General features: G+C 54.1%; 27 protein-coding genes and 1 tRNA gene. 2 read left to right on the forward strand and 26 right to left on the reverse strand.

The genetic code is table 11. From position 1 onward, the window contains the following. Positions 1-6: 6 nt before the first annotated feature. Positions 7-396, reverse strand: coding sequence for a DoxX family protein (locus tag JQC72_RS09055; protein WP_205494942.1), 390 nt, complete (start codon positions 394-396; stop codon positions 7-9). A gap of 129 nt (positions 397-525) precedes the next feature. Between JQC72_RS09055 and JQC72_RS09060 the strand changes: the two genes are divergently transcribed. Continuing rightward, the gene (locus JQC72_RS09060; RefSeq protein WP_205494943.1) at positions 526-852 is read left to right on the forward strand and encodes a winged helix-turn-helix transcriptional regulator; all 327 of its coding nucleotides are present in this window, start codon (positions 526-528) and stop codon (positions 850-852) included. A gap of 166 nt (positions 853-1,018) precedes the next feature. On the opposite strand, the gene ndk is transcribed toward JQC72_RS09060, so the two are convergent. The 16 genes from ndk to JQC72_RS09140 form a co-directional block, all read right to left on the reverse strand. Then, positions 1,019-1,465 carry a nucleoside-diphosphate kinase gene (gene ndk / locus JQC72_RS09065; RefSeq protein WP_205494944.1) on the reverse strand — a complete coding sequence of 149 codons (447 nt, stop codon included), beginning with the start codon at positions 1,463-1,465 and terminating at the stop codon, positions 1,019-1,021. A gap of 152 nt (positions 1,466-1,617) precedes the next feature. Further along, positions 1,618-2,589 carry a polyprenyl synthetase family protein gene (locus JQC72_RS09070; protein ID WP_205494946.1) on the reverse strand — a complete coding sequence of 324 codons (972 nt, stop codon included), beginning with the start codon at positions 2,587-2,589 and terminating at the stop codon, positions 1,618-1,620. Between the two features lie 5 nt (positions 2,590-2,594). Beyond that, positions 2,595-3,449, reverse strand: a complete 855-nt coding sequence (locus JQC72_RS09075; RefSeq protein WP_205494947.1) for a menaquinone biosynthetic enzyme MqnA/MqnD family protein — start codon at positions 3,447-3,449, stop codon at positions 2,595-2,597. Continuing rightward, entirely contained in the window at positions 3,446-4,045 is a 600-nt protein-coding gene (locus JQC72_RS09080) for a UbiX family flavin prenyltransferase (RefSeq protein WP_205494948.1), read from the reverse strand. Before JQC72_RS09080 ends, JQC72_RS09075 begins: the two co-directional genes overlap by 4 nt. After that, positions 4,042-4,914, reverse strand: a complete 873-nt coding sequence (locus JQC72_RS09085) for a UbiA-like polyprenyltransferase (RefSeq protein WP_205494949.1) — start codon at positions 4,912-4,914, stop codon at positions 4,042-4,044. Before JQC72_RS09085 ends, JQC72_RS09080 begins: the two co-directional genes overlap by 4 nt. A gap of 22 nt (positions 4,915-4,936) precedes the next feature. After that, a complete protein-coding gene (locus JQC72_RS09090) occupies positions 4,937-5,674 on the reverse strand; it encodes a demethylmenaquinone methyltransferase (protein ID WP_302104653.1) in 738 nt (245 codons plus the stop codon). A 4-nt stretch (positions 5,675-5,678) separates the two neighbouring features. Next, on the reverse strand, positions 5,679-6,431 hold the full coding sequence (locus tag JQC72_RS09095) for a heptaprenyl diphosphate synthase component 1 (RefSeq protein WP_205494950.1): 753 nt from the start codon (positions 6,429-6,431) through the stop codon (positions 5,679-5,681). A 104-nt stretch (positions 6,432-6,535) separates the two neighbouring features. Next, on the reverse strand, positions 6,536-7,018 hold the full coding sequence (locus JQC72_RS09100; RefSeq protein ID WP_205494951.1) for a GerMN domain-containing protein: 483 nt from the start codon (positions 7,016-7,018) through the stop codon (positions 6,536-6,538). 69 nt (positions 7,019-7,087) lie between these two features. Then, positions 7,088-7,309, reverse strand: coding sequence for a trp RNA-binding attenuation protein MtrB (gene mtrB, locus JQC72_RS09105; RefSeq protein WP_205494952.1), 222 nt, complete (start codon positions 7,307-7,309; stop codon positions 7,088-7,090). Between the two features lie 111 nt (positions 7,310-7,420). After that, positions 7,421-7,497 (reverse strand) — tRNA-Pro (locus JQC72_RS09110). 92 nt (positions 7,498-7,589) lie between these two features. Then, positions 7,590-8,156 carry a GTP cyclohydrolase I FolE gene (gene folE, locus JQC72_RS09115; protein WP_205494953.1) on the reverse strand — a complete coding sequence of 189 codons (567 nt, stop codon included), beginning with the start codon at positions 8,154-8,156 and terminating at the stop codon, positions 7,590-7,592. Between the two features lie 176 nt (positions 8,157-8,332). Beyond that, a complete protein-coding gene (gene hbs / locus JQC72_RS09120; RefSeq protein ID WP_205494954.1) occupies positions 8,333-8,608 on the reverse strand; it encodes a non-specific DNA-binding protein Hbs in 276 nt (91 codons plus the stop codon). 211 nt (positions 8,609-8,819) lie between these two features. Continuing rightward, positions 8,820-10,298, reverse strand: coding sequence for a stage IV sporulation protein A (spoIVA, locus tag JQC72_RS09125; protein WP_205494955.1), 1,479 nt, complete (start codon positions 10,296-10,298; stop codon positions 8,820-8,822). Between the two features lie 496 nt (positions 10,299-10,794). After that, complete coding sequence (locus JQC72_RS09130) at positions 10,795-10,938, reverse strand: hypothetical protein (protein ID WP_205494958.1); 144 nt, start codon at positions 10,936-10,938, stop codon at positions 10,795-10,797. A gap of 355 nt (positions 10,939-11,293) precedes the next feature. Continuing rightward, positions 11,294-12,010: a YphF family lipoprotein gene (locus tag JQC72_RS09135; RefSeq protein ID WP_205494960.1), complete on the reverse strand. Its 717-nt coding sequence runs from the start codon at positions 12,008-12,010 to the stop codon at positions 11,294-11,296. A 14-nt stretch (positions 12,011-12,024) separates the two neighbouring features. Beyond that, positions 12,025-12,183 (reverse strand): hypothetical protein, encoded by a 159-nt coding sequence (locus JQC72_RS09140; RefSeq protein ID WP_205494962.1) that lies wholly within the window; start codon positions 12,181-12,183, stop codon positions 12,025-12,027. Between the two features lie 138 nt (positions 12,184-12,321). On the opposite strand from JQC72_RS09140, the gene JQC72_RS09145 reads away from it, so the two are divergent. Beyond that, positions 12,322-12,855 (forward strand): hypothetical protein, encoded by a 534-nt coding sequence (locus JQC72_RS09145; RefSeq protein ID WP_205494964.1) that lies wholly within the window; start codon positions 12,322-12,324, stop codon positions 12,853-12,855. Between the two features lie 161 nt (positions 12,856-13,016). Here the strand turns inward: JQC72_RS09145 and JQC72_RS09150 are convergent, their stop codons facing one another. The 9 genes from JQC72_RS09150 to rpsA form a co-directional block, all read right to left on the reverse strand. Beyond that, entirely contained in the window at positions 13,017-14,045 is a 1,029-nt protein-coding gene (locus JQC72_RS09150) for an NAD(P)H-dependent glycerol-3-phosphate dehydrogenase (RefSeq protein ID WP_205494965.1), read from the reverse strand. 24 nt (positions 14,046-14,069) lie between these two features. Continuing rightward, a complete protein-coding gene (gene plsY, locus JQC72_RS09155) occupies positions 14,070-14,663 on the reverse strand; it encodes a glycerol-3-phosphate 1-O-acyltransferase PlsY (RefSeq protein ID WP_205494966.1) in 594 nt (197 codons plus the stop codon). 36 nt (positions 14,664-14,699) lie between these two features. Then, positions 14,700-16,016, reverse strand: coding sequence for a ribosome biogenesis GTPase Der (gene der / locus JQC72_RS09160; RefSeq protein ID WP_205494967.1), 1,317 nt, complete (start codon positions 16,014-16,016; stop codon positions 14,700-14,702). 169 nt (positions 16,017-16,185) lie between these two features. Next, entirely contained in the window at positions 16,186-16,698 is a 513-nt protein-coding gene (locus JQC72_RS09165; RefSeq protein ID WP_205494968.1) for a DUF3189 family protein, read from the reverse strand. After that, complete coding sequence (locus JQC72_RS09170) at positions 16,695-17,084, reverse strand: hypothetical protein (RefSeq protein ID WP_205494969.1); 390 nt, start codon at positions 17,082-17,084, stop codon at positions 16,695-16,697. Before JQC72_RS09170 ends, JQC72_RS09165 begins: the two co-directional genes overlap by 4 nt. After that, entirely contained in the window at positions 17,081-17,281 is a 201-nt protein-coding gene (locus JQC72_RS09175) for a capping complex subunit for YIEGIA (protein WP_205494970.1), read from the reverse strand. The genes JQC72_RS09170 and JQC72_RS09175 overlap by 4 nt, the downstream gene beginning before the upstream one ends. Continuing rightward, the gene (locus tag JQC72_RS09180) at positions 17,278-18,207 is read right to left on the reverse strand and encodes a YIEGIA family protein (RefSeq protein ID WP_205494971.1); all 930 of its coding nucleotides are present in this window, start codon (positions 18,205-18,207) and stop codon (positions 17,278-17,280) included. Before JQC72_RS09180 ends, JQC72_RS09175 begins: the two co-directional genes overlap by 4 nt. Positions 18,208-18,231: 24 nt before the next feature. Continuing rightward, positions 18,232-18,849: a YphA family membrane protein gene (locus tag JQC72_RS09185; protein WP_205494973.1), complete on the reverse strand. Its 618-nt coding sequence runs from the start codon at positions 18,847-18,849 to the stop codon at positions 18,232-18,234. Between the two features lie 136 nt (positions 18,850-18,985). Continuing rightward, entirely contained in the window at positions 18,986-20,140 is a 1,155-nt protein-coding gene (gene rpsA, locus JQC72_RS09190; RefSeq protein WP_205494975.1) for a 30S ribosomal protein S1, read from the reverse strand. Positions 20,141-20,249: the final 109 nt, after the last annotated feature.

Raw genomic sequence — 20,249 nt, forward strand, 5'->3', positions numbered from 1 at the left:
TCCCCCTCAGCCGATCAAAACGTAGGAACCGGGACCGATCAAAGCCACTCCAACGGCTACCGCAATCAGAACGACATTATACTCAATCCCACCGTTGGTAACCCAATAACCGTTTTTCCCGTGCACTTTGAAGATGGCGACCAACATTGTCAACACGATCAGGGCCGCACCCAAAGTCGTTCCTACACCAGCCGCAAACAGCGCCCCTCCGATCACTTCGGCCAGACCGGCCAACAACGCCATCCACCAACCGGGACGCAACCCGATCGATTCCATCCAACCGGCCGTTCCTTTCAACCCATGGCCGCCGAACCAACCGAACAGCTTCTGTAAACCATGACCCACAAACGTCAAACCTACCACCAATCGAATGATCAACAGACCCAGATTCATCATGTTCCACTCACTCTCCTATTGTTTATTGCTATATTTTTATCAGTAATTTACTTTACATCTGTATCATACGATTATAACTTACTTTTGTCAAGTAACTATGATAAAATAAAAATCCAGGAGGTGATGGCCATGCACTCACATCATCTTTGTCCCAAATTCGAAGCCGCTTTTGAACTGCTGGGGAAACGGTGGACCGGATTGATCATCCGGGCATTGATGGACGGTCCCCGACGGTTTCGCGACATCTCCGACAGCATCCCTCAAATGAGCGATAAAATGCTGTCCGAACGCTTCAAGGAATTGGAAGCCGCCGGGGTGTTAAAACGCCACATTTATCCGGAAAAACCCGTGCGGATCGAATATGCGCTTACCGAAAAGGGAAAAGCACTGCGACCGGTGATGGATGCCGTTCAGGCATGGGCCGAAGAATGGGTGGATTTGGAAGAGGGGAATTGAGGATGAAAAAGAAAGAGACCCATCCGTGGGGAAGGTGACCATGATCCAGCGAGCGACATTTGAGCACGTTAACGGTAGCGTGACGGGAAGCTTCAGAAACAATCCGTTTTTGACCCGAAGCACCCCGGATCATCATGACAGCCCGGAGTAAATTCCGGGCTGTTGTTTATCCGATCCATTTGTTGATGGTTTTGTCGTAGGTGATCAGTTCCTGTTCACCAAACCAGAGATTGATTTCCCGTTCCGCGCTCTCAGGTGAATCGGAACCGTGGATGATGTTCATCCCCACACTGATACCGAAATCACCGCGAATCGTACCGGGCGCGGCGTCGGCGGGATTGGTTTTGCCCATCATTTGCCGTGCTCCGGCGATCACGTTTTGACCTTGCCACACCATGGCGAACACCGGACCGGAGGTGATGAAGTCGACCAATTCGCCGAAGAACGGCTTCTCTTTGTGCTCGGCATAATGTTTTTCAGCCAGCTCCCGGGAGACCGACATCAATTTGGCCGCCACGAGCTGATACCCTTTTTTCTCGAATCGAGACACAATTTCGCCGATGAGTCCGCGTTGTACCCCATCCGGCTTGACCATCACAAACGTTTTTTCCATGGTTTCGCCTCCATGCTATGTAAATCGCCCGTTGAAAGGGCTACCACATGGTAGCCCAACGGAATTGTATCAGATTCAGTCGGTTAAAAGCAAACATGGTATCAGATCATTGTACGGATCAAGTTTCAGCTCAGGCAATGACGAGCGACATTCTAATACGTGCGCGTGCCTACAAACCTGGCGATCATACGCAACGATTCCCGCGCGTCGCATGGCGGCAAGGCGTCCACCATTGACAGCGCCTTCTCCAAATACCGTTCAGCCAGGTTGAGCGAAAAGGGGATCCCTTCAGCATGGCGGACGCATGCCAACACCTCGTCCAAGGACACCTCTTCACCGCGTGAACGCAAATACGCCAAAATCCGTTCACGGTCCTCCCTTTTTCCGTAGTGCAGCGTATGAATGACCGGCAATGTCACGTTTCCCTGTCGCAAATCGCTCCCAGCCGGCTTGCCGAGTTGTTGTTCGTTCCCTGTCAAATCCAACACGTCGTCGGTAATCTGAAACGCCATGCCCACATAATATCCGTAACGGTATAACACCCGCACAATCTCCTCGGAAGCATTGCTTGCCAGCGCCCCCAACTGGCAACTGATCGCCATCAAGAGCGCCGTTTTCCGCTTGATTCGGTGCAGATAACGCAGCAAATGCTGACCGGCGTTATAGAAATCGCGGATCTGTTCGATCTCCCCCCGGCACATCTGTACAATCGCCCGGGACAAAATACGGTGAATCCGCGGATGGTCGATCCGGGAGACCACTTCCAATGCGCGGGCAAAAATGAAATCCCCGGTGTACATGGCGATGCGATTGTCCCATTGGGCCCTTACCGTTTTTCTGCCCCGCCGGGTCTCCGCATCGTCGATCACGTCATCGTGCACCAGTGTGGCCATGTGAATCAGCTCCAGAGGGACGGCGATTCTTTTTAACCGCTCCAGATCATACCGGCCGAACCGACCTGACAACAATACGAAAACAGGTCGGATCCGTTTCCCCCCTGCATGGAGCAAGTGGCCGGCCGACGCCGCCAGTTGGCTGTCCCGGGACGCGACCGTTGCCGACAGCTCCCGCTCGATCAATTGCAAGTCATTTTTCAAGTCTTCATAAATATCCTGGAGTCTCATGACATTCACCTTGGTTCGCCCATACTTGTGCCCGCAGGCAAATCCAACATCTCAATCCGCACATTCGGGGATAACAGCCCAATCTCGGCGGCACGTCGATAATACGCTTCCAATCCTTCCAATTGAGGCTGGCGCAAATCATAACACAACCCGTTATAATACTTCCGCCAGAACGCCTCATCACCACCCAGTTGACGCTGCGCCTCGCGGATGACCGGTATGGGATCAAGTCGGCTTCGTTCTTTGCTGGCAAAGAACCGTTCATATACTGCATACAACTCATCGGGCCGCTCCTTCACCACTTCCCTGCGTACCGCCCAAACCGCAAACACCATGTCCAACCCGGTCCGTTGGTACCATTCCCACCCCATATCCAACACGCGGTATCCCGGATTTTCCCACTGTGCCCGAATGGCATCGTCACCAATCAACAGAGCGGCATCCGCCTGCTCCATCATCTCACCGAGCGAAGGCGGCAAGGTGATGTATTCGGGATTTCCCCCCTCAAATCCATTGAGCAGTACCTTCAACAACGCCACTGACGAAGCCGAGGTGTTGGTAAGCGCGATTTTGGCCGAACGCAGATCGGACAAATCGGCATCACGCGTAAACAAAAAAATGGAACCGACCCGCCCCCTGGCACTGACTGATAAATCCGGCAACAGGACGTAGTTTGGATACTGTTCGGCATAGGCGAAAGAGGAAATGGGTCCCATGTCGACCTCTCCGGCGGCCATGAGCCGGTTCAATTGGGACGGCACCATGGGCACCAGCTCCACCGGCAGCCCGTCCGCCTCAAAATAATGGTAAATCGGCAAGACATTCGTAAACGCGATTCGACCGATTCGCAGGGGTCTCATCGCCTTCCCTCCCATCGTCGATACAATTGGTGCGGAACCGACATCTGATCCAGCACCTTACCGGCCACGAACCTCACGATGTCGTCCAGTGTTTCGGGACGGTGGTAGAAAGCCGGCATTGCCGGAACGATTTTGACGCCGATTCTGGAGAGACGCAACATGTTTTCCAAGTGAACAGGGGACAACGGGGTCTCGCGTGGCACCAATACGAGCGGCCGTCCTTCCTTGATCATCACATCCGCCGCCCGTTCCAGGAGATTGGTGGACAATCCGGCAGCCAGTTTCGCCAAGGTCCCCATCGAACAGGGGATCACCGCCATCCCGTCCACCGGATAAGAACCTGAGGCGATTGAAGCCCCGATGTCCTTGATCGGATGATGGATCAGCCGTCCGGGCAAATGCCGCCACCGATCGCGAAAAACCGTCTCCCGGACGGACACATCCCAATCGTGCTCTTCCTTCAGTACCCGCCAGGCGGCTTCCGTTACCACCAAATGCACCTCGTGTCCCTGGCGAAGCAGTTCTTCCAGCAAACACAATGCATAGGGGGCGCCGCTCGCCCCCGTCATACCCACCACAAACCGTTTGGCATTCATTTGAGCATCACATCCGCCATCGCAAAGAGGAACACGATCACGCTCAATACGCCGTTCATCGTGAAAAAGGCCGTGTTCAGACGGGATAAATCATCGGGTGACACGATTCGGTGCTCATAATACAGGATCACCAATGCGATCAATACCCCGACACCGTACCACGCACTGAGCGGTGTGATTTGGATCAGCAGGATCAGACCGATGGCGGTTCCGACGTGCATCCATGCCGAATAGCGGAGTGCACGGGCCAGACCGAATCGTGCCGGAATGGAATATAACCCTTCCCGGCGATCGAAATCGATGTCCTGACACGCATAGATGACATCAAATCCTGCCGTCCACAACGTCACCGTCGCAAACAACAGCCATGCCGTCGCGTCCAACTGCCCGGTGGTGGCCACCCATCCGCCCATGGGCGCCAAACCGAGCGCCGCCCCCAGCACCAGATGGCACGCCCAAGTAAACCGCTTGGTGTAGGAGTAAACGGTCAACACCAACACGGCGACCGGCATCAGTTTGACGGCCAGTGGGTTTAATTGCCAGGCAGCCACAAACAGCAGCAGGAACGAAAAGAACACGAACACCCACACGGCCGGGACCGAAATTTTGCCAGCCGGAATCTCCCGCTGCGCCGTTCGCGGGTTTTTCGCATCGATATGGCGGTCGATCAGCCGATTGAGCGCCATTGCCGCACTGCGCGCACCCACCATGGCGACGGTGATCCAGACGATCTCAGGCCAGGTGGGCAGACTGCCCTCCACCATCACGTTGCCCAGTACGGCCCCCAGATAGGCGAATGGCAATGCAAACACCGTATGTTCAAACTTGATCATATTGAGAATGATCCTGAGCTTTTGCCACCATTGCATCCTGCATCGACCTCTCCAGCTCTCATGCATTCCGTTTCTTGATACCGATGTGCACCGCCGCAATCCCGCCGGTCAAGGGATAGACCCGAACCGATTCGAATACACCCATTTCTTCCATGATGCGTGCCAATTCCTTGTGATCGGGAAATTGAACCAATGATTCCGGCAACCAGCGGTATTGTTCGTACCGTCCTGCCAACCACTTGCCCAGCCACGGCAGAATCCGCCGAAAGTACAGATAGTATACCGCGCGAAACGGTGCCCAGGTCGGCTTGGACAATTCCAGGGATACCACCTGACCGCCCGGTTTGACCACACGGGCCATTTCACGCAATACGTGACGGTAATCGGGCACGTTTCGCAAGGCGAATCCGATCGTCGCGTGGTCGAAGGTGTTGTCCGCAAACGGCAATGCCATCGCATTGCCATGAATCAAGCGGATTTGCCGGTCAAGTCCCCTTTCACCAATTTTTCTCTCCGCCTCTTTCAGCATGTTTTGGCTGAAATCCAGCCCCACGATCTCTCCCGTTCCCGAAGCCTCCGCCAGCGCAATCGCCCAGTCGCACGTCCCGCAACAGACGTCGATGGCGGTGTCGCCCTGCTTGACCGCCATCATCTTCATGGTGAACTTGCGCCAAGCCTTATGACGCCTGAAACTGAGGATCGTGTTCATCCGGTCGTAACGATGGGCAATGCTTTCAAAGACACTGTGGACAAACTGCTCTTTCGACCGAAACATTTTGTCCTGATCCACCGACATGATTTCACCCTTCCCGGATTAGCGGCTCTCCCAATACCGAAGCAAATCTGCGCCGGATCGCCTCCGCCCATTCTTGGCGCGCTTCCGGATGCTTCATTCCTTCCAGCCTGGATTGGATCTCCCCCAGCAGAACGGTTGGAACCGATTCGTCGGTCAACCACGGAAATATCTCCTTCACACCGGGTGAGACGAGGTAATCGAGCGCCATCAAGCGCTCTGCCAGCGGACGCCATGGATGGCCCCACCGGTTTTCTGCATGAAAAAAATCGGCCAACGCCGCAAGCAATTCGCCCCGGATTCGCCGAATCAAAGGAAGCCACACCGAGGATGACGTTCGTGTATCGTCGCGCAACGCATACAAACGCATTTTCGCTTCGTTGATGCGGCAGGTTGCCTGGGCCAAACATGCTACGACTTCCACTTCCCCCTGCTCGCTCAATAAACGGTAAAACTGACTGGAATAATAATCACCCGCCAACACGGTGAGTTGACGTATGCGCATTTGCTCTTCCGTTCGGGGCTTGTCCAGGGAGACCGTTTCGTGAATGTCCAAGGCCATCTGCAACAAAGCGGTCGCCGTACACAACCGGCGAATCCGTGAAACGGGCAGTTCATGCGACTTCAACATCATATACAATACCTGCACAAAAAAAGATGGCACATGGGGTCGGCCGAGACAGCGCTTGACAAACGGGTTTTCTGCATAATGAGCGACTTCTTCCACGATGGATTCCCATTCGGTATGTACGGACGTCATGTCGCGCCCCCCACCTACAGACAAATCGATGACACAATCTTCTCGTCCAGTATACCATAATTTTGGCGAAGCGACACGAATCACCTCTTCAGACGGTCGGGTCATCAGTATCGTTTCACCTCAAAAAACCGTTCCATCAGTTGTTGGTACGACCACCCGGACTCCTGCTGCACGGGACTCTCACACAGATCCCCCCGTGTCGCCCGAACCGTCATCAGCGGTGCAGGGGTCGCCGGTGATGCATCATATACTGTCAGACGAACCGATTCCACATTATCCGTTTGCGTGAGCGTACGCTGAATCAGGAGATACATCTCCCGGTACTGCTCACTCGTCAAACGGGCCGTCGACAAATCCAGCGATAAACGGTTACGCTCCCACTCTACGTGATGAAGCCGCATCTGCATCGGTTGGCGGGATAAAAAATCAACCAGCGTCCCCTCCGTCAAATGAACCGGCTTTTCCACCCGAAAAGCGGGAAGCGATCCACTCTCGCGGTTTGACAGCACCGGTGCCAACGACAACAATGCTGCCAGCATCACGGACAAAAACACCGACGCAAACAACGCCCGGGCCAATCGCTCCAAGACCCTTCCCCCTTTCCCCGTCCTGAGACCATTGTATCGGAACGGCGGGGAAATCATGCCTCCCGGTGTTCACTCATCCGTGTCGATCGTTCCATATCGCGTTAAAATCGTCGCCTTGCCGCGGACCTTGATCGCTGAAGTGTGTTCCGTAAATTGTGCGATCATCACTTCTCCCTTGTCCAGCTTTTCCGAGTGATGAAATCGTGTATCCTTGCCCCGTGTCAACCCGATCACATTGACCCCGTTTTCTTTCGCCTTGATCACGATATAATCGCTTGTAATCGGTTCCATCCCCATCGCCTCCTCTATTGATCAATCACACTATGCCTCAATCGCCGACACCTGTCAATGGAGTATCAACAAAAGAAAAAGACTCTCCGACCGTTCGCGGAGAGTCTGGTTTGGTCGGGCTAGCCGGATTTGAACCGACGACCTCTTGCGCCCCATGCAAGCGCGCTACCAAGCTGCGCCATAGCCCGACATCGTTCCAAGATATATCTTGAAGCAGAAGCGACATTCATTAATATATCTCGGAACTGGATTTCTGTCAAGGGATGTCGGGAAAATTTTTTTAGCGAATTCCGATCAGGCTCAGCGCCTCCGCACGGGCCGCTGCATTTTCGGCAAATATGCCGCGAACGGCCGATGTGACGGTTTTGGAACCCGGCTTTTTCACGCCCCGCATCGTCATGCACATATGTTCGGCCTCCACCACGACGATCACACCGTGAGGATCCAGTTTTTTCATGATGGCATCCGCCACGGTCGCAGTGATGCGCTCCTGCAGTTGCGGACGCCGCGCAACAGCCTCAACCGCCCGCGCCAATTTGCTGAGACCGGTCACACGACCGCCGCGGGGAATGTATCCGACATGCGCTTTTCCGAAAAACGGAACCAGATGGTGTTCGCACATGGAGAAAAACGGAATATCCTTCACCAATACCAACTCTTCATGCTCTTCGCTGAATATGACCGAAAAATATTCGCCGGGGTCCTGATCCAATCCGACAAACACTTCCTCATACATTCGAGCCACACGAGCCGGTGTATCCCTCAGACCTTCCCGGTCCGGATCCTCTCCGATCGCCTCCAAGATCATCCGCACCGCGGTTTGAATCTTTTCGTGATCTACTCGCATCTTTCATTTCGCCTCCACATAGTCTGTCCATTTGACATTGATTCCTATGCCGACTGTCCGCTGGCGCAATTCTGAAACGTCCCCGCCATTATACCATAAAATAAAAAGGCCCGGGATACGGGCCTTGACGTTCATATGTACCCCCACAGGCTGAAGCCTGTGATTAGTACCTTTCATTACTTGTTCACTTCGTCCTTCAGCGCTTTGCCCGGTTTGAAAGCCGGAACCTTGCTGGCCGGAATGGTGATTTCTTTTCCGGTTTGCGGGTTGCGCCCTTTGCGGGCAGCGCGTTCACGTACTTCGAAGTTGCCAAACCCGATCAGTTGCACTTTCTCGCCGTTTTTCAGCGCTTCGGTGATGGCTTCCAACACGGCTTCAACGGATTGGGTGGCATCTTTCTTCGTCATTTGGGTTTTTTCCGCCACTTTGGCAATCAATTCCGTTTTGTTCACAACCCTCACCTCCTCTCTCAAGACCCCCTTCGCTTCACCGCCTACCGCACCTTCCAAAGCTGGAAAGTAGGCGATACTCAGGCGGTCGTGAGGGACAAACCTATAGTAATACAGACAGTGGGGAGAATTCAAGGGGATTCGTACCCATCTTTGCGAAAAACAGAGCAAAAAAAGCACTCCAAATGAGCGCTTTTTGAATGGAAATCCATTTTTATAAGATGATGGCAATCAGTCCGCCCGAACCTTCATTGATGATCCGCTCCAGTGTCTCCTGCAGTTTGTAACGGGCGTTTTCCGGCATCATCGACAATTTGGCTTGAATGCCTTCCCTCACGATCGAATTGAGCGACCTGCCGAAAATGTCCGATTCCCAAATTCTCAATGGATCCTGTTCGAAATCACGCATCAAGTAGTTGACCAGCTCTTCGCTTTGCCTTTCCGATCCGATGATCGGGGCAAACTCGGAATGTACATTCACCTTGATCATATGAATCGACGGTGCCGTCGCCTTGAGCCGGACCCCGAACCGGGAACCCTGTTTGATCAGCTCCGGCTCATCCAGCGTCATTTCGTCCAGCGTCGGCGCGGCTACCCCGTAACCGGTCGTCCGGACCATTTTCAGCGCTTCCGCTACCTTGTCATATTCCCTTTTGGCTCGCGTGAACTCCACCATCAATTCCAACAAGTGATCCTTTCCGCGAATTTCGACTCCGACCACTTCGGTCAGGATTCGATCGTACAATTCATCCGGCGCGTACAGATCGATCTCGGCAATACCTTGCCCCATGTCCATACCGGAGAGGGCGGCCCGCTCGATGAAGTCGTACTGCACGAATTGGTCCACCACGGCATCGACATCGCGCAGACGCCGGATATCCTTTACCGTTTCACGGACGGAGTTCTCAAATTCCTGACGCAACCAGTGATCCTCATCCAGCACCATCACCCAGCTCGGCAGATTGACGTTCACCTCATGAACCGGAAACTCGAAGAGTACTTCTTTCATCACTTGCAGAATCTCTTCTTCACCCATGTTGGCCACTGACAGTGCCATCACGGGGATGTCGTATTTCTCGGCCAGCTCCTGTCGGAGCGCCTGCGTTTGCTCCGAGTAGGGGCGGTTTGAATTGAGCACCATAATGAACGGCTTGCCGACTTCTTTCAACTCCTCAACCACCCGCTCCTCCACTTCTTCATACGCATAGCGGGGGATGTCGGTAATGCTGCCGTCCGTTGTCACCACTACGCCCAATGTGGAATGTTCCTGGATTACCTTGCGCGTGCCGACTTCGGCCGCTTCCTGGAAAGGAACGGGATCGTCAAACCAAGGGGTGTTGATCATGCGGGGGCCGTTCTCATCCTCATATCCTTTGGCCCCTTCGATCGCGTAGCCGACGCAGTCCACCAAACGGACATTGATGTCCAATCCTTCGCTGACATGAATTTTGACCGCCTGATTGGGCACGAACTTGGGCTCGATCGTCGTGATTGTCTTGCCCGCCCCGCTGTGCGGCAGCTCATCCGTCGCCCGAATGCGGTCGGATTCTTCACTGATGTTGGGAATCACCACTTGTTCCATAAACCGTTTGATAAACGTCGACTTCCCGGTGCGCACCGCACCGACCACCCCGAGGTAAATATCCCCTCCTGTCCGTTCCGCAATATCTTTGAAGATATCGACTTTTTTCACGAGAACCCCTCCTTCAATGGTTCCGTTACCATGATCAACGGATTGTCGCCGGTGCGAAAAGGGCGCTCCCTTCCCCTCCGCTGTTCCCGTACGATTTTTGGACACTATAAATATATGAGGGCATTTCCTCTTTATGATACCGGTCAAAAAAAAGAGCCGCTTTTTGCGGCTGAGAATCGGCCAAGCGGTAGAAACCTCCCGTGATTTCGAGTGCGCATCCGGTAATTCCGTGACGAGCAAATGCTTCAGAGGCAAGCAAAGACCCGGAAAGCGCAGGAATGAAATCGCGGGCAACTTCCTTCCGGTGAAGCGTTACTTTGCCTGCGTCCTGCGTTCCTGGTCAGAGCGACCATGACCCACTTCCGTGAGGGCACAGGTGGAGCGAACCCCGGAAGCATTTGGACAATTATCTGCAGACAGACTCCGGTGGGAGGGTTCCCATTTTCCGTTGTGAGCTTCAGACGGGAAATCCGAACCCGTGAACTTTTGCCGCTGATCACCAACGAAACGGCGTTTGGGAAGAATGATTGTCTTTTTCCTGTAATTTGGTGCGAAACCCGACCACTTTCACCGACGCTGACAGCCTTCCAAGCAGAAAAGCGGCCAATACCAACACCACGGTCAACGCATTTGTCTCCATCCGTCTCAGTCCTTTGCGTGTAAAATCAGACTCGTTTGTTTTCACATGTATGAAAACCTGGGGACAAATATGCTTTCCGTGATTCACGCCAAGGCAGCCCGGCTGAATCTCCCGCTATTCTCCCGCACAGGAGCAAACCAACTCCCCGAGAAACCGGGTTGGGTCTCTGGTCGCCTTGGGCAAGCGTTGCCGCCTGACTTCACAACCCCAAACGAAAAAGTCGGCTCCCCTCTTTCAGGGTAAACCGACTGAGCCTTTTTCCTTCTCCTGTTTCGCCTATGCTCAAAAGATCACTCGCCGGATTGGGTCATCCTTCGCCAGCCAAATCAACGAATGGCAGCCCCCGGTTAACCGCTTACCTGACCCGATCCAGAACCGGTTCCCCTTTTACCAACCGCATCGGTGGTGTATGTGCCGGAAGAAACAACGACTGTTTTTCCAGCCAACCCACCATATCGGTCCCTTCGGGGAGACGCTTCGAAGACTGTTGCAGGTATTGCATCACATCCATTCGGTAATCCACGTACAGCCGCCCTTTGTCGTCAATCAACAAAGGAAGCTGCAATTGGGGGTGGTATGGACTGGGAATCGTCACCGGGTCCGTCCGTAACACCCGGTAATCGATCGTATAGAATCCGTTCCCTACCGAGGCTGCGAATGGCCATTTCCCGTTTTTCTCATGATAAACCTGTATGGCCGGCTGAAACTCCCGCAGCTTTTCCGTCACCCGCAGATCATACAGACGGACCGTCAACCGCTTGTCCACCACCGTCAGCACATAGATGAAATCCCCGCCCTGCTCAAACGCGCTGGGCGGAATTTGGCTGATATAACCTTGCAATTTGGAAAAATCGATCATGTATTTCCCGTACAGAAATGGCGCTTGCGGGGCACTCTCCTTGATGGGCAACCGATTCCCCTCATTCTTTCGATACGCGTCCACCGCCGACTGCACCGTCGCCACATGCTGGGGCAGATGTGCGATGTCCTGACGGAGATGCTGGGGATACATACACCCCGTCATGATCAGGAAGCCGAGCAAAACAGCGATCCACCCGATCCAACGTTTCATCGTCCATCCTCCTCTTACAAAAACGAACGCATTCCAAACAAAAAAGCCGATATCAAGGCCAAAAAGGCGAAAATTTTCCAGAAACCCCGCCAGATTCGCCCCCGGCTCAATCTGGACAGCGCGATCAGAAAATTGGCCAACACCAGCAAAATCAGCGCCATCATCACATCCACGACAGTTGTCCCTCCTCGTTTCTCCTACAGTATAGCAAATCCACGGATGCCTACCAACGAAACGGGCGACTGTCCTTATTCTTCTCTGGTGCAAACGCATAGGATAGGATGACAAAAGCCCGAGTGGAGGAAATTCCGTTGAAACCGACAAATACGCGTGTCAGAAAAGCAAAACCGAATCCCCGTCGTCGCACGCAAACCCGCAAGCCCCGACAACCCACGACCAAACCGGTTCAAGCCGAACCGCTCTCTTCACTCAATCTCGCCAGCATCATCTCCGGGTTTGCCAATGTCCGTTCGACCCTCCAGGACTTAAGTCAATCCATCCAACGGATCGAACGTATCATGGACTCAGCATATCAGATGTTTGAACTGGCTCAGCACTTCATGGCCAACAGACGTGGCCCGCGTCGCCCTCTCTTCCCCTTCGGCCCGCCGAGAGGCTTCCGAAACCGTCCACCGTCCCTGCCGTTTCCGGGTGGCAACCCCAACAACCCCGGCAACCCCGATAGCACCGGTCCTCCTTCGCCGCTGGGATTACTGGGCAATCTGGATTTGCGTCAACTGTGGAACTTGCTGCAATCCCCACTGTTGCAAGCCTTTCTGAGATCGTTTGCCAAAGTGAGCGAATTTCCCGAAACCGAAAACGAACGACACCAAAAACAGGGGTAACGCAACCGGCGTTACCCCTCTCATCGATCCATTACCGCTTCAGCCAACTGAGTCTGGTCCCTAACCCGAATTCTAAGAGCTGATATTGATCGGTAATGGTGAGCTGTACTTACAGGATATGATGTTATCCACAAAACCGGTACCCAACCAATCGCCCAATCCTACCATCCCTGGACAATTTCCTCCATCTCGTTTGTCTTGCCACGACACATCAGATCCTCGACCGCTTGGCGCGGATCTTTCCGGTCGAACAAAACCGCGTGCAATTCGTTGGTGATGGGCATCTCCACCTGATATTGCCGAGCCAAACGGTAAGCGGCCCGCGTCGTTTTCACGCCCTCGACCACCATCCCCATACGTTCGAGTACCTCATCCAAGGTCATGCCCTGGCTGAGCATGTGCCCCGCACGCCAGTTGCGGCTGTGGCGACTGGTGCATGTGACCACCAGATCCCCCACACCAGCCAGTCCGGCAAAAGTGATCGGACGGGCACCCATCGCCATGCCCAACCGGGCAATCTCAGCCAACCCGCGAGTGACCAAGGCGGCTTTGGCATTGTCTCCAAAGCCCAGTCCGTCGGATAAACCCGCCCCCAATGCGATGATGTTTTTGAGTGACCCTCCGATCTCCACTCCCACCATATCGGGATTGGTGTAGACGCGGAAATACGGATTGATCAGATAAGACTGCGCCATCTCTGCCGTTTGTTGCCGTTCGGATGAAACCACGACAGTCGTGGGCGATTTTTTTGCCACTTCCTCCGCATGGCTCGGTCCCGACAATACCGTGATCTTCTCCCGAAGCGCGGTTGGCAGTTCCTCCTTCAACACTTCCGACATCCGTTTGAGCGAATCCAGTTCAAATCCTTTCGACGCATGGACAATCAAGGCGTCCTTCCGCAAATGGGGTGCCGCCGCACGCGCCACTTCACGCATTGACTGAGACGGAATCACGAAAAGCACCATCTCCCGGTCGCGTATCGCTTCTTGGATCGACATGGTGGCACGCACGGACCGGGGTAAACGCACATCCGGTATGTATCGGGAATTGCGGTGCTGTTCATTGATTTCCCGCACCGTCGATTCCCGTCGGGCCCATATGATCACTTCAAAACCATTGTCCGCCAATACCGTCGCCAGGACAGTTCCCCAACTGCCTGCTCCCAGCACGGCGGCCGTTTTCTTTGACATGCACTTCCCTCCATCCGATCATTCCTATCGTCGTTCCTTTGATCCCAACCGGCGTTCGGTTCCGGCAAGCAACGAGCGTATATTGCGGGAATGACGGATGACGGCCAGCAGTGCGATCACCAGACTCACCGTAAAGTAAGGAGAAGGATACCCGATCCAGCCGATCATGATCGGCAAACCGACCACGAAGATCAAGGAGCCGAGCGATACGTAACGCGTCAAAACGATCGAGGCGATGGCGAAAATCCCGGAAATCAGCGCTGCCTGAAAAGTCAGAACCGCCATCACCCCGATGGTGGTTGCAATACCCTTTCCACCGCGAAAGCCCAGGAATATCGGCCAATTATGCCCCACAATCGCCGCCAAGCCGGACAAGATCATGGCGGCAGGGGAGCCGTCTAACCAGTACCCCAAACCGACTGCCAGCATTCCCTTCACACCGTCCAGCAGAAATACCAGGACAGCCGGTCCTTTCCCCACTACGCGCAACGTATTGGTGGCTCCCGCATTGCCACTGCCATATTGCCGGATATCAATCCCCTTTGCCAAGCGTACGATTACATAACTGAAACTGATGGAACCGATGAGATAAGACAACAATACTGCCAGGCCAATCATGATCGTCTCCCCTCAAGCCACGAGTTTCCTCTCGTTCTATTCGTTCCTTTTACGCAACAACAATCGTAAGGGCGTTCCGTGGAAACCGAACGCTTCGCGCAACCGATTTTCCAGATACCTTTGATAGCTGAAATGCGCCAACTCGGGATCATTGACAAACAACACGAATGTCGGCGGTTTCACGGATACCTGGGTGCCGTACAAAATCCGCAGACGCTTCCCTTTGTCCGACGGCGGTGGTGTCGTCAGTACCGCATCGGTCAACACTTCGTTCAGCACGGAAGTGGACACGCGCATCGCATGTTGCTCGGCGACCTCATTCACCATCGGCAGAATCGTGTGCACCCGCCGCTTTGTTTTGGCGGAGACGAACAGGCTGGGCGCATAATCCATAAAGTGGAACTCATCCCGAATCTCCCTGCGAAAACGGTCCATCGTCTTGTCATCTTTTTCGACCGCGTCCCACTTGTTCACCACGAAAATGGATGCCCGTCCCGCTTCATGCGCATAACCGGCAATCCGCTTGTCCTGCTCGGCAATTCCGCGCTCCCCATCCAACACCACCAGTACGACGTCGGAACGTTCGATCGCCTTGAGCGCGCGCAACACGCTGTACTTCTCCGTGGTTTCGTACACTCGTCCTTTTTTGCGCATACCGGCTGTATCGATCAGAACATATTTTTGCCCGTCCCGCTCAAACGGCGTGTCGATCGCATCCCGGGTGGTACCCGCCACCGGACTGACAATCACCCGTTCTTCCCCCAAGATCGCATTGACCAACGACGATTTGCCGACGTTGGGCCGGCCGATCAAACAGACGCGGATCGTGTCTTCATCATACACTTCCTCTTCCAAATCGGGGAACAACTCGACGATGCGGTCCAGTAAATCACCTGTCCCTGTACCATGCAGGGCGGAGATCGGAAACACATCTCCAAATCCCATTTGGTAAAAATCATAGATCACTTCCCGATGGTTGGGATGATCCACCTTGTTCACCCCGACGACCACAGGCTTGTTGGAACGATGAAGCAGGCGCGCCACTTCTTCGTCGGTTGCGGTCATCCCTGCCTGACCGTCGACGAGAAACAGAATGACGTGTGCCTCTTCGATCGCCAACTCGGCTTGGTGTCGGATATGGTCCAACATCTCGTCATCGCCGCCAAACTCCAGTCCACCGGTGTCAATCAGGTGGAAGGAGCGCCCGTTCCATTCTCCGCGGCAATAGATCCGGTCACGGGTGATCCCCGGTTTATCTTCCACGATGGCGATTCTTTCCCCTGCTATCCGATTGAAAATGGTCGATTTCCCCACATTGGGCCGACCCACAATCGCTACTACTGGCAAACTCATCTGCTACCTCTCCTCAAATCGTACAAATCCGAACCTGTCAGCCAGACATACCTTATCTTATCCGTAAAACCACGATTAATCAACCAGAAAAGCGGCCTGAACCGCTTTCTCCCACCCTTGGGGCGACGTTTTCCGGTCCAGTGGCCGCTCGCGGAAAGCCGTCCACTCATTACTCTGATCGGTGAACGATCGGGCACACCCCGGTCAAGTTCCCCGCTTCTCCCGCCCCATGCAACTGCCGTTTCACCTGTTTCACCAAATCGACCAACGTCGGGTAACTGCGTGTGATCCCCCAAGCTGCGATCGGTCGGCCGATGATGCGGATGCCATAACGCCGGGACAATGCTCCGCCCACTTTGGTCATCATTGTAATACACCTCAACGCGCCGACAAAGTGAAAGGACTCAGGATCGGCACCCGCCAGCACCAAGATCGATTTGATCGTTTGAAGCGCTGCCGCGGGCTGGCCGCCCAAGCCCATCGTATATACGCGAAATCCTTTTTCGTCCTTTCCCTTGTAAAAAAGAGACCCGAGATGACGGTCATCGGATCGGTCGAAATCGGGTAATGCCATAATCTCTCGCACACCGGGAACCCGTGAATCCGGCAGTCTCCCCAAATGAATCGCTGCGGCGATCACGGATGAATGTGCACTGCCGTAACAATGATAGATGATGTTCACCGTTTCAGCTCCTTTGCCACCTGCGGGAACAGACGCGGTACTTGTTTTTCCAGTTCATGCCACGACCGCACCCGTGGACTGCGGGATATCAAAAGGATCATCTCCCAATCCAGAGGAGAAGACCCGACCAGCGGCAGGAAATAATGGATTGCCCTTTTGACAACCTTCCCGTTTTGCCTGACCCCACCGAAAAACAGCGCATAACCGTCCTCATTTGAGCCTGCCGGCCACAACCGACCCACCTGCGCCCAATCCATGCCGGTTTTTCGTCCCCATGCCACGACATCTGCGGGAACCCCATCTTTCCGCCAGCGATGGGCGTCCCCGTAAGCCGCTATCAGCGCAGCGGCTCCGTCATCCTCACTGAGATAAATCCTCCTCTTCATGAATGCCTCACGACGATCACGGTCTCCGGCTCCAGTTCATGCGCCATACCGTCCAATATGTTGGCCAGAGTCGCACTGAAGTGCTGCACCTCTTCCGTTGATTGTGCCAAAAAAACGGGAACCGCACCATTGCCCATTCGGTCCGGTTTACAGGAGACGACAGCCAATATGGATTGTGAAATGGTGATATCGATCATGACAATCCCCTCCCGCCCGACGCAGTGTTGCGATGCCGGGCCTCCATCGGCATGCGGATGGCGCTCTCCAGCACGGGTACACGAGCCACGGCATCGATGACTTTCTGCTCATCCTTTTCATGCGGCAACACCAGAATTCCCAATCGACCGTCTTCCAGCTTCCGTTTGGCGATCGGCACCAATCCGGCATCCCCGGTATCGCGGTAGACCCCCAGTGTGGCCGAAACATCGTGCAGAATCGCCTGTCGTTGTCCCAAGTTGGCCAATGTCACCACACTGACGTCATTCAGCGGCCGAACCACCACCCCCACCCCGTGTCGTTCGATTCGTTCCCGATCCCCTTTCAGCCCCACGTTCATCAAATGAATGTCGTCCACAAACAGGTTGGCCCCCTCCCAACGCAGGTTTCCGAGGCGAATTTCGGCAATTTCCCGCAGGACTTTCCCGGTGCGCAGGCGGGCTGCCACGAGGATCATGACCAATCCCGCGATGACGCCACCGTACCAGCGATGGCTGATCACCACGACGAGGGAAGTGATAAACGATGAAAAAATGACCAAATAGTTTCGCCCTTCAAATACCATGGCGATTCCCTCGATATAGGAAGAGCCGCGAGGCACCAGTTCCATTTGATCCAGTTTGGACATCGTTTCCCGTTCCATATTGCGAACTTCGCGAAATTGTTGTGCTGCCAGAGCCAAAAACGTGATGGCCGTATAGTTGCGATCCAACAATGCGGGGACAGCGACGGCGCCCATACCGGCGGCGATCAGCCCCAACGACAAATGCATCACGTGCCCGTGCGGGTATGTGGGGTAGTGCCGATAATCGGTCCGCAACATCAACAGCCGTGTCACAAAGCCGGCCATCACACCGATGATCACCGCCCACGTATACAGGTCCAAACGCATCATCTTTTCTATCATCCAATCCCAACCTCCCCGTCCTGATCAACGCGTTGTTCGAAACAGCCGCACACGAACCCAGTCGGTCGTTGATTTCCCGCACAGATGCACGGTCAACCATCCCGCCAAGAAAAGCACCACCGTATCCATCCATGCCCCGTTTCCGATTTGAAGCGGCCGAAACATCTGGCGATGAAGGATCAACCAAATTCCATCCGCTAAAAACAGTCCGCCCAGTACAGCAACTGTTCGATCAATCCAGTTTTTGTGCCCCGTCCACAGAAGCAACCACAGCAACCCCAACATGATCCCATGGAGCCAGAATCCTGTAAAAGACGGACGCGTCCAAGACCATTCCCTGATCAGAAAAAAAACCACACCGGCCATTGCCATACTGTTCAACAGCTTTCCCCATGCGCGACGGTCGCTTTTGGTCAATAACACCAAAAATCCAGCCGCCAACCACAACCAGGACAATTGAACATGCACATCCGGCGTGATTTGCACTTCCAACGGGAATACCAGCCCCCATGACAACAACCATCTGCGGAATCGTATCGGATCTTGCACATGGAATGCTTGGTGGATCTGCGGCAACCAGCCGGTGACTGATAAAATCCAAACGGTCCAGACGCATAGTTGCGCCGGAATACCCGGTGCCAATGTCAAAACGCTCCTTTGTCATAAAAAAATGATTCCATCTCACTGTATCATGTAGTATGCGCCTTGATCCGTTTTTTAGCATGAAAAAACCGGCGAACTTGAAAGTTCGCCGGTTTTCGGTCCATGTCCGGAAAACTTATTTCAAGCGGCGGAGTTGGTCACCGAACACGTCGCCCAACGTGACATTCAATCCGCCGTTATTGTTGTTGCGGTCAACGTTTTGCAGTTCTTTGCGCGCTTCTTCCTGTTCGGCATCCTTGATGCTGAGGCTGATCCGTTTTTGTTCCGGCATCATATCCAGCACCTTGACGCGCACCTCTTGTCCCTCTTCCAATACTTCAGCAGGTGTGGCGATATGCTTGCGGGAGATTTGCGAGATGTGAACCAACCCTTCCACGCCCGGATACACTTCGACAAAGGCACCGAAGGAAACCAGACGTTTCACGGTACCGGTAATCACATCACCGACTTTGATCTCATCCCCCACTTTTTCCCACGGACCCGGTTGCGTTTCCTTGATGCTCAAGCTGATCCGCTCGTTATCGCGATCCACTTTGAGCACTTTCACCTGTACTTTGTCACCTTCGGCCAATACGTCGGACGGATGTTCCACCCGGTTCCAAGCCAGCTCGGACACATGAACCAGACCATCCACGCCCCCAATATCCACGAAAGCGCCGAAGTCGGTGATCCGCTGTACCGTGCCTTCAATCACTTGACCTTCCTGCAAGCTTTCCAGTGTGGCCCGTTTCTGCTTCTCAGCTTCCTCTTCCAAAACCGCTTTATGGGACAGGATCAATTTGTTTTTGGAAGGATCGATTTCGATGACTTTCAGCGGCAAGGTACGTCCTTTGTAATCGGAGAAATCTTCCACAAAGTGACGCTCCACCAAGGAGGCCGGGATAAAGCCGCGAACGCCTACGTCTACGACCAAACCGCCTTTGACGATGTCAGCCACAGTCGCTTCCAGCGTTTCGCCGGATTCAAAATTCCGTTGCAGTTCCGCCCAGGCGCGTTCGGCATCCACCGCACGTTTGGACAGAATCAATTTATCCTCCTCGTCGTTGACGCGCAGCACTTTGACCTCCACTTCCTGTCCTTCCTGCAAAACGTCGGACACTCGATCCACATGGAGGCTGGACAACTCTGAAATCGGGATCACACCGTCAAATTTGTATCCGACGTCCACCAATGCCTGGTTGTCCTCCACCTTGGTCACTTTGCCCTTGACCACGTCCCCACGCTTCAACGGAGTCACTTCTGCCATTTCGGATTTCATTTCTTCCACCATGACGACAACCTCCTCATTTCCCTGCAAGCTGATCAGTCAATCTATCCTCTCCAAAAAATTAGAGAGCGAATGAAAACGAATGGACCGCCCGCGAGCCGGCACTCCGACG

The organism is Polycladomyces zharkentensis, from assembly GCF_016938855.1.
In the GTDB taxonomy this organism is placed as follows: Bacteria; Bacillota; Bacilli; order Thermoactinomycetales; family JIR-001; genus Polycladomyces; species Polycladomyces zharkentensis.

What these genes read in the sequence shown, in the direction of transcription:
- der (WP_205494967.1), bottom strand. Translation starts at nt 16,016, where the DNA reads ATGAGTTTGCCAGTAGTAGCGATTGTGGGTCGGCCCAATGTGGGGAAA.
- folE (WP_205494953.1), bottom strand. Translation starts at nt 8,156, where the DNA reads ATGCGAGTAGATCACGAAAAGATTCAAACCGCGGTGCGGATGATCTTG.
- mtrB (WP_205494952.1), bottom strand. Translation starts at nt 7,309, where the DNA reads ATGGAACCGATTACAAGCGATTATATCGTGATCAAGGCGAAAGAAAAC.
- ndk (WP_205494944.1), bottom strand. Translation starts at nt 1,465, where the DNA reads ATGGAAAAAACGTTTGTGATGGTCAAGCCGGATGGGGTACAACGCGGA.
- JQC72_RS09070 (WP_205494946.1), bottom strand. Translation starts at nt 2,589, where the DNA reads ATGAGACTCCAGGATATTTATGAAGACTTGAAAAATGACTTGCAATTG.
- JQC72_RS09080 (WP_205494948.1), bottom strand. Translation starts at nt 4,045, where the DNA reads ATGAATGCCAAACGGTTTGTGGTGGGTATGACGGGGGCGAGCGGCGCC.
- JQC72_RS09085 (WP_205494949.1), bottom strand. Translation starts at nt 4,914, where the DNA reads ATGCAATGGTGGCAAAAGCTCAGGATCATTCTCAATATGATCAAGTTT.
- rpsA (WP_205494975.1), bottom strand. Translation starts at nt 20,140, where the DNA reads ATGGTGGAAGAAATGAAATCCGAAATGGCAGAAGTGACTCCGTTGAAG.
- JQC72_RS09170 (WP_205494969.1), bottom strand. Translation starts at nt 17,084, where the DNA reads ATGAAGAGGAGGATTTATCTCAGTGAGGATGACGGAGCCGCTGCGCTG.
- JQC72_RS09060 (WP_205494943.1), top strand. Translation starts at nt 526, where the DNA reads ATGCACTCACATCATCTTTGTCCCAAATTCGAAGCCGCTTTTGAACTG.
- JQC72_RS09180 (WP_205494971.1), bottom strand. Translation starts at nt 18,207, where the DNA reads ATGATAGAAAAGATGATGCGTTTGGACCTGTATACGTGGGCGGTGATC.
- JQC72_RS09095 (WP_205494950.1), bottom strand. Translation starts at nt 6,431, where the DNA reads ATGACGTCCGTACATACCGAATGGGAATCCATCGTGGAAGAAGTCGCT.
- JQC72_RS09175 (WP_205494970.1), bottom strand. Translation starts at nt 17,281, where the DNA reads ATGATCGATATCACCATTTCACAATCCATATTGGCTGTCGTCTCCTGT.
- JQC72_RS09055 (WP_205494942.1), bottom strand. Translation starts at nt 396, where the DNA reads ATGATGAATCTGGGTCTGTTGATCATTCGATTGGTGGTAGGTTTGACG.
- JQC72_RS09090 (WP_302104653.1), bottom strand. Translation starts at nt 5,674, where the DNA reads ATGTCGGTGGATCAGGACAAAATGTTTCGGTCGAAAGAGCAGTTTGTC.
- JQC72_RS09135 (WP_205494960.1), bottom strand. Translation starts at nt 12,010, where the DNA reads ATGAAACGTTGGATCGGGTGGATCGCTGTTTTGCTCGGCTTCCTGATC.
- JQC72_RS09130 (WP_205494958.1), bottom strand. Translation starts at nt 10,938, where the DNA reads ATGGAGACAAATGCGTTGACCGTGGTGTTGGTATTGGCCGCTTTTCTG.
- JQC72_RS09150 (WP_205494965.1), bottom strand. Translation starts at nt 14,045, where the DNA reads ATGTCAAAGAAAACGGCCGCCGTGCTGGGAGCAGGCAGTTGGGGAACT.
- plsY (WP_205494966.1), bottom strand. Translation starts at nt 14,663, where the DNA reads ATGATTGGCCTGGCAGTATTGTTGTCTTATCTCATCGGTTCCATCAGT.
- JQC72_RS09075 (WP_205494947.1), bottom strand. Translation starts at nt 3,449, where the DNA reads ATGAGACCCCTGCGAATCGGTCGAATCGCGTTTACGAATGTCTTGCCG.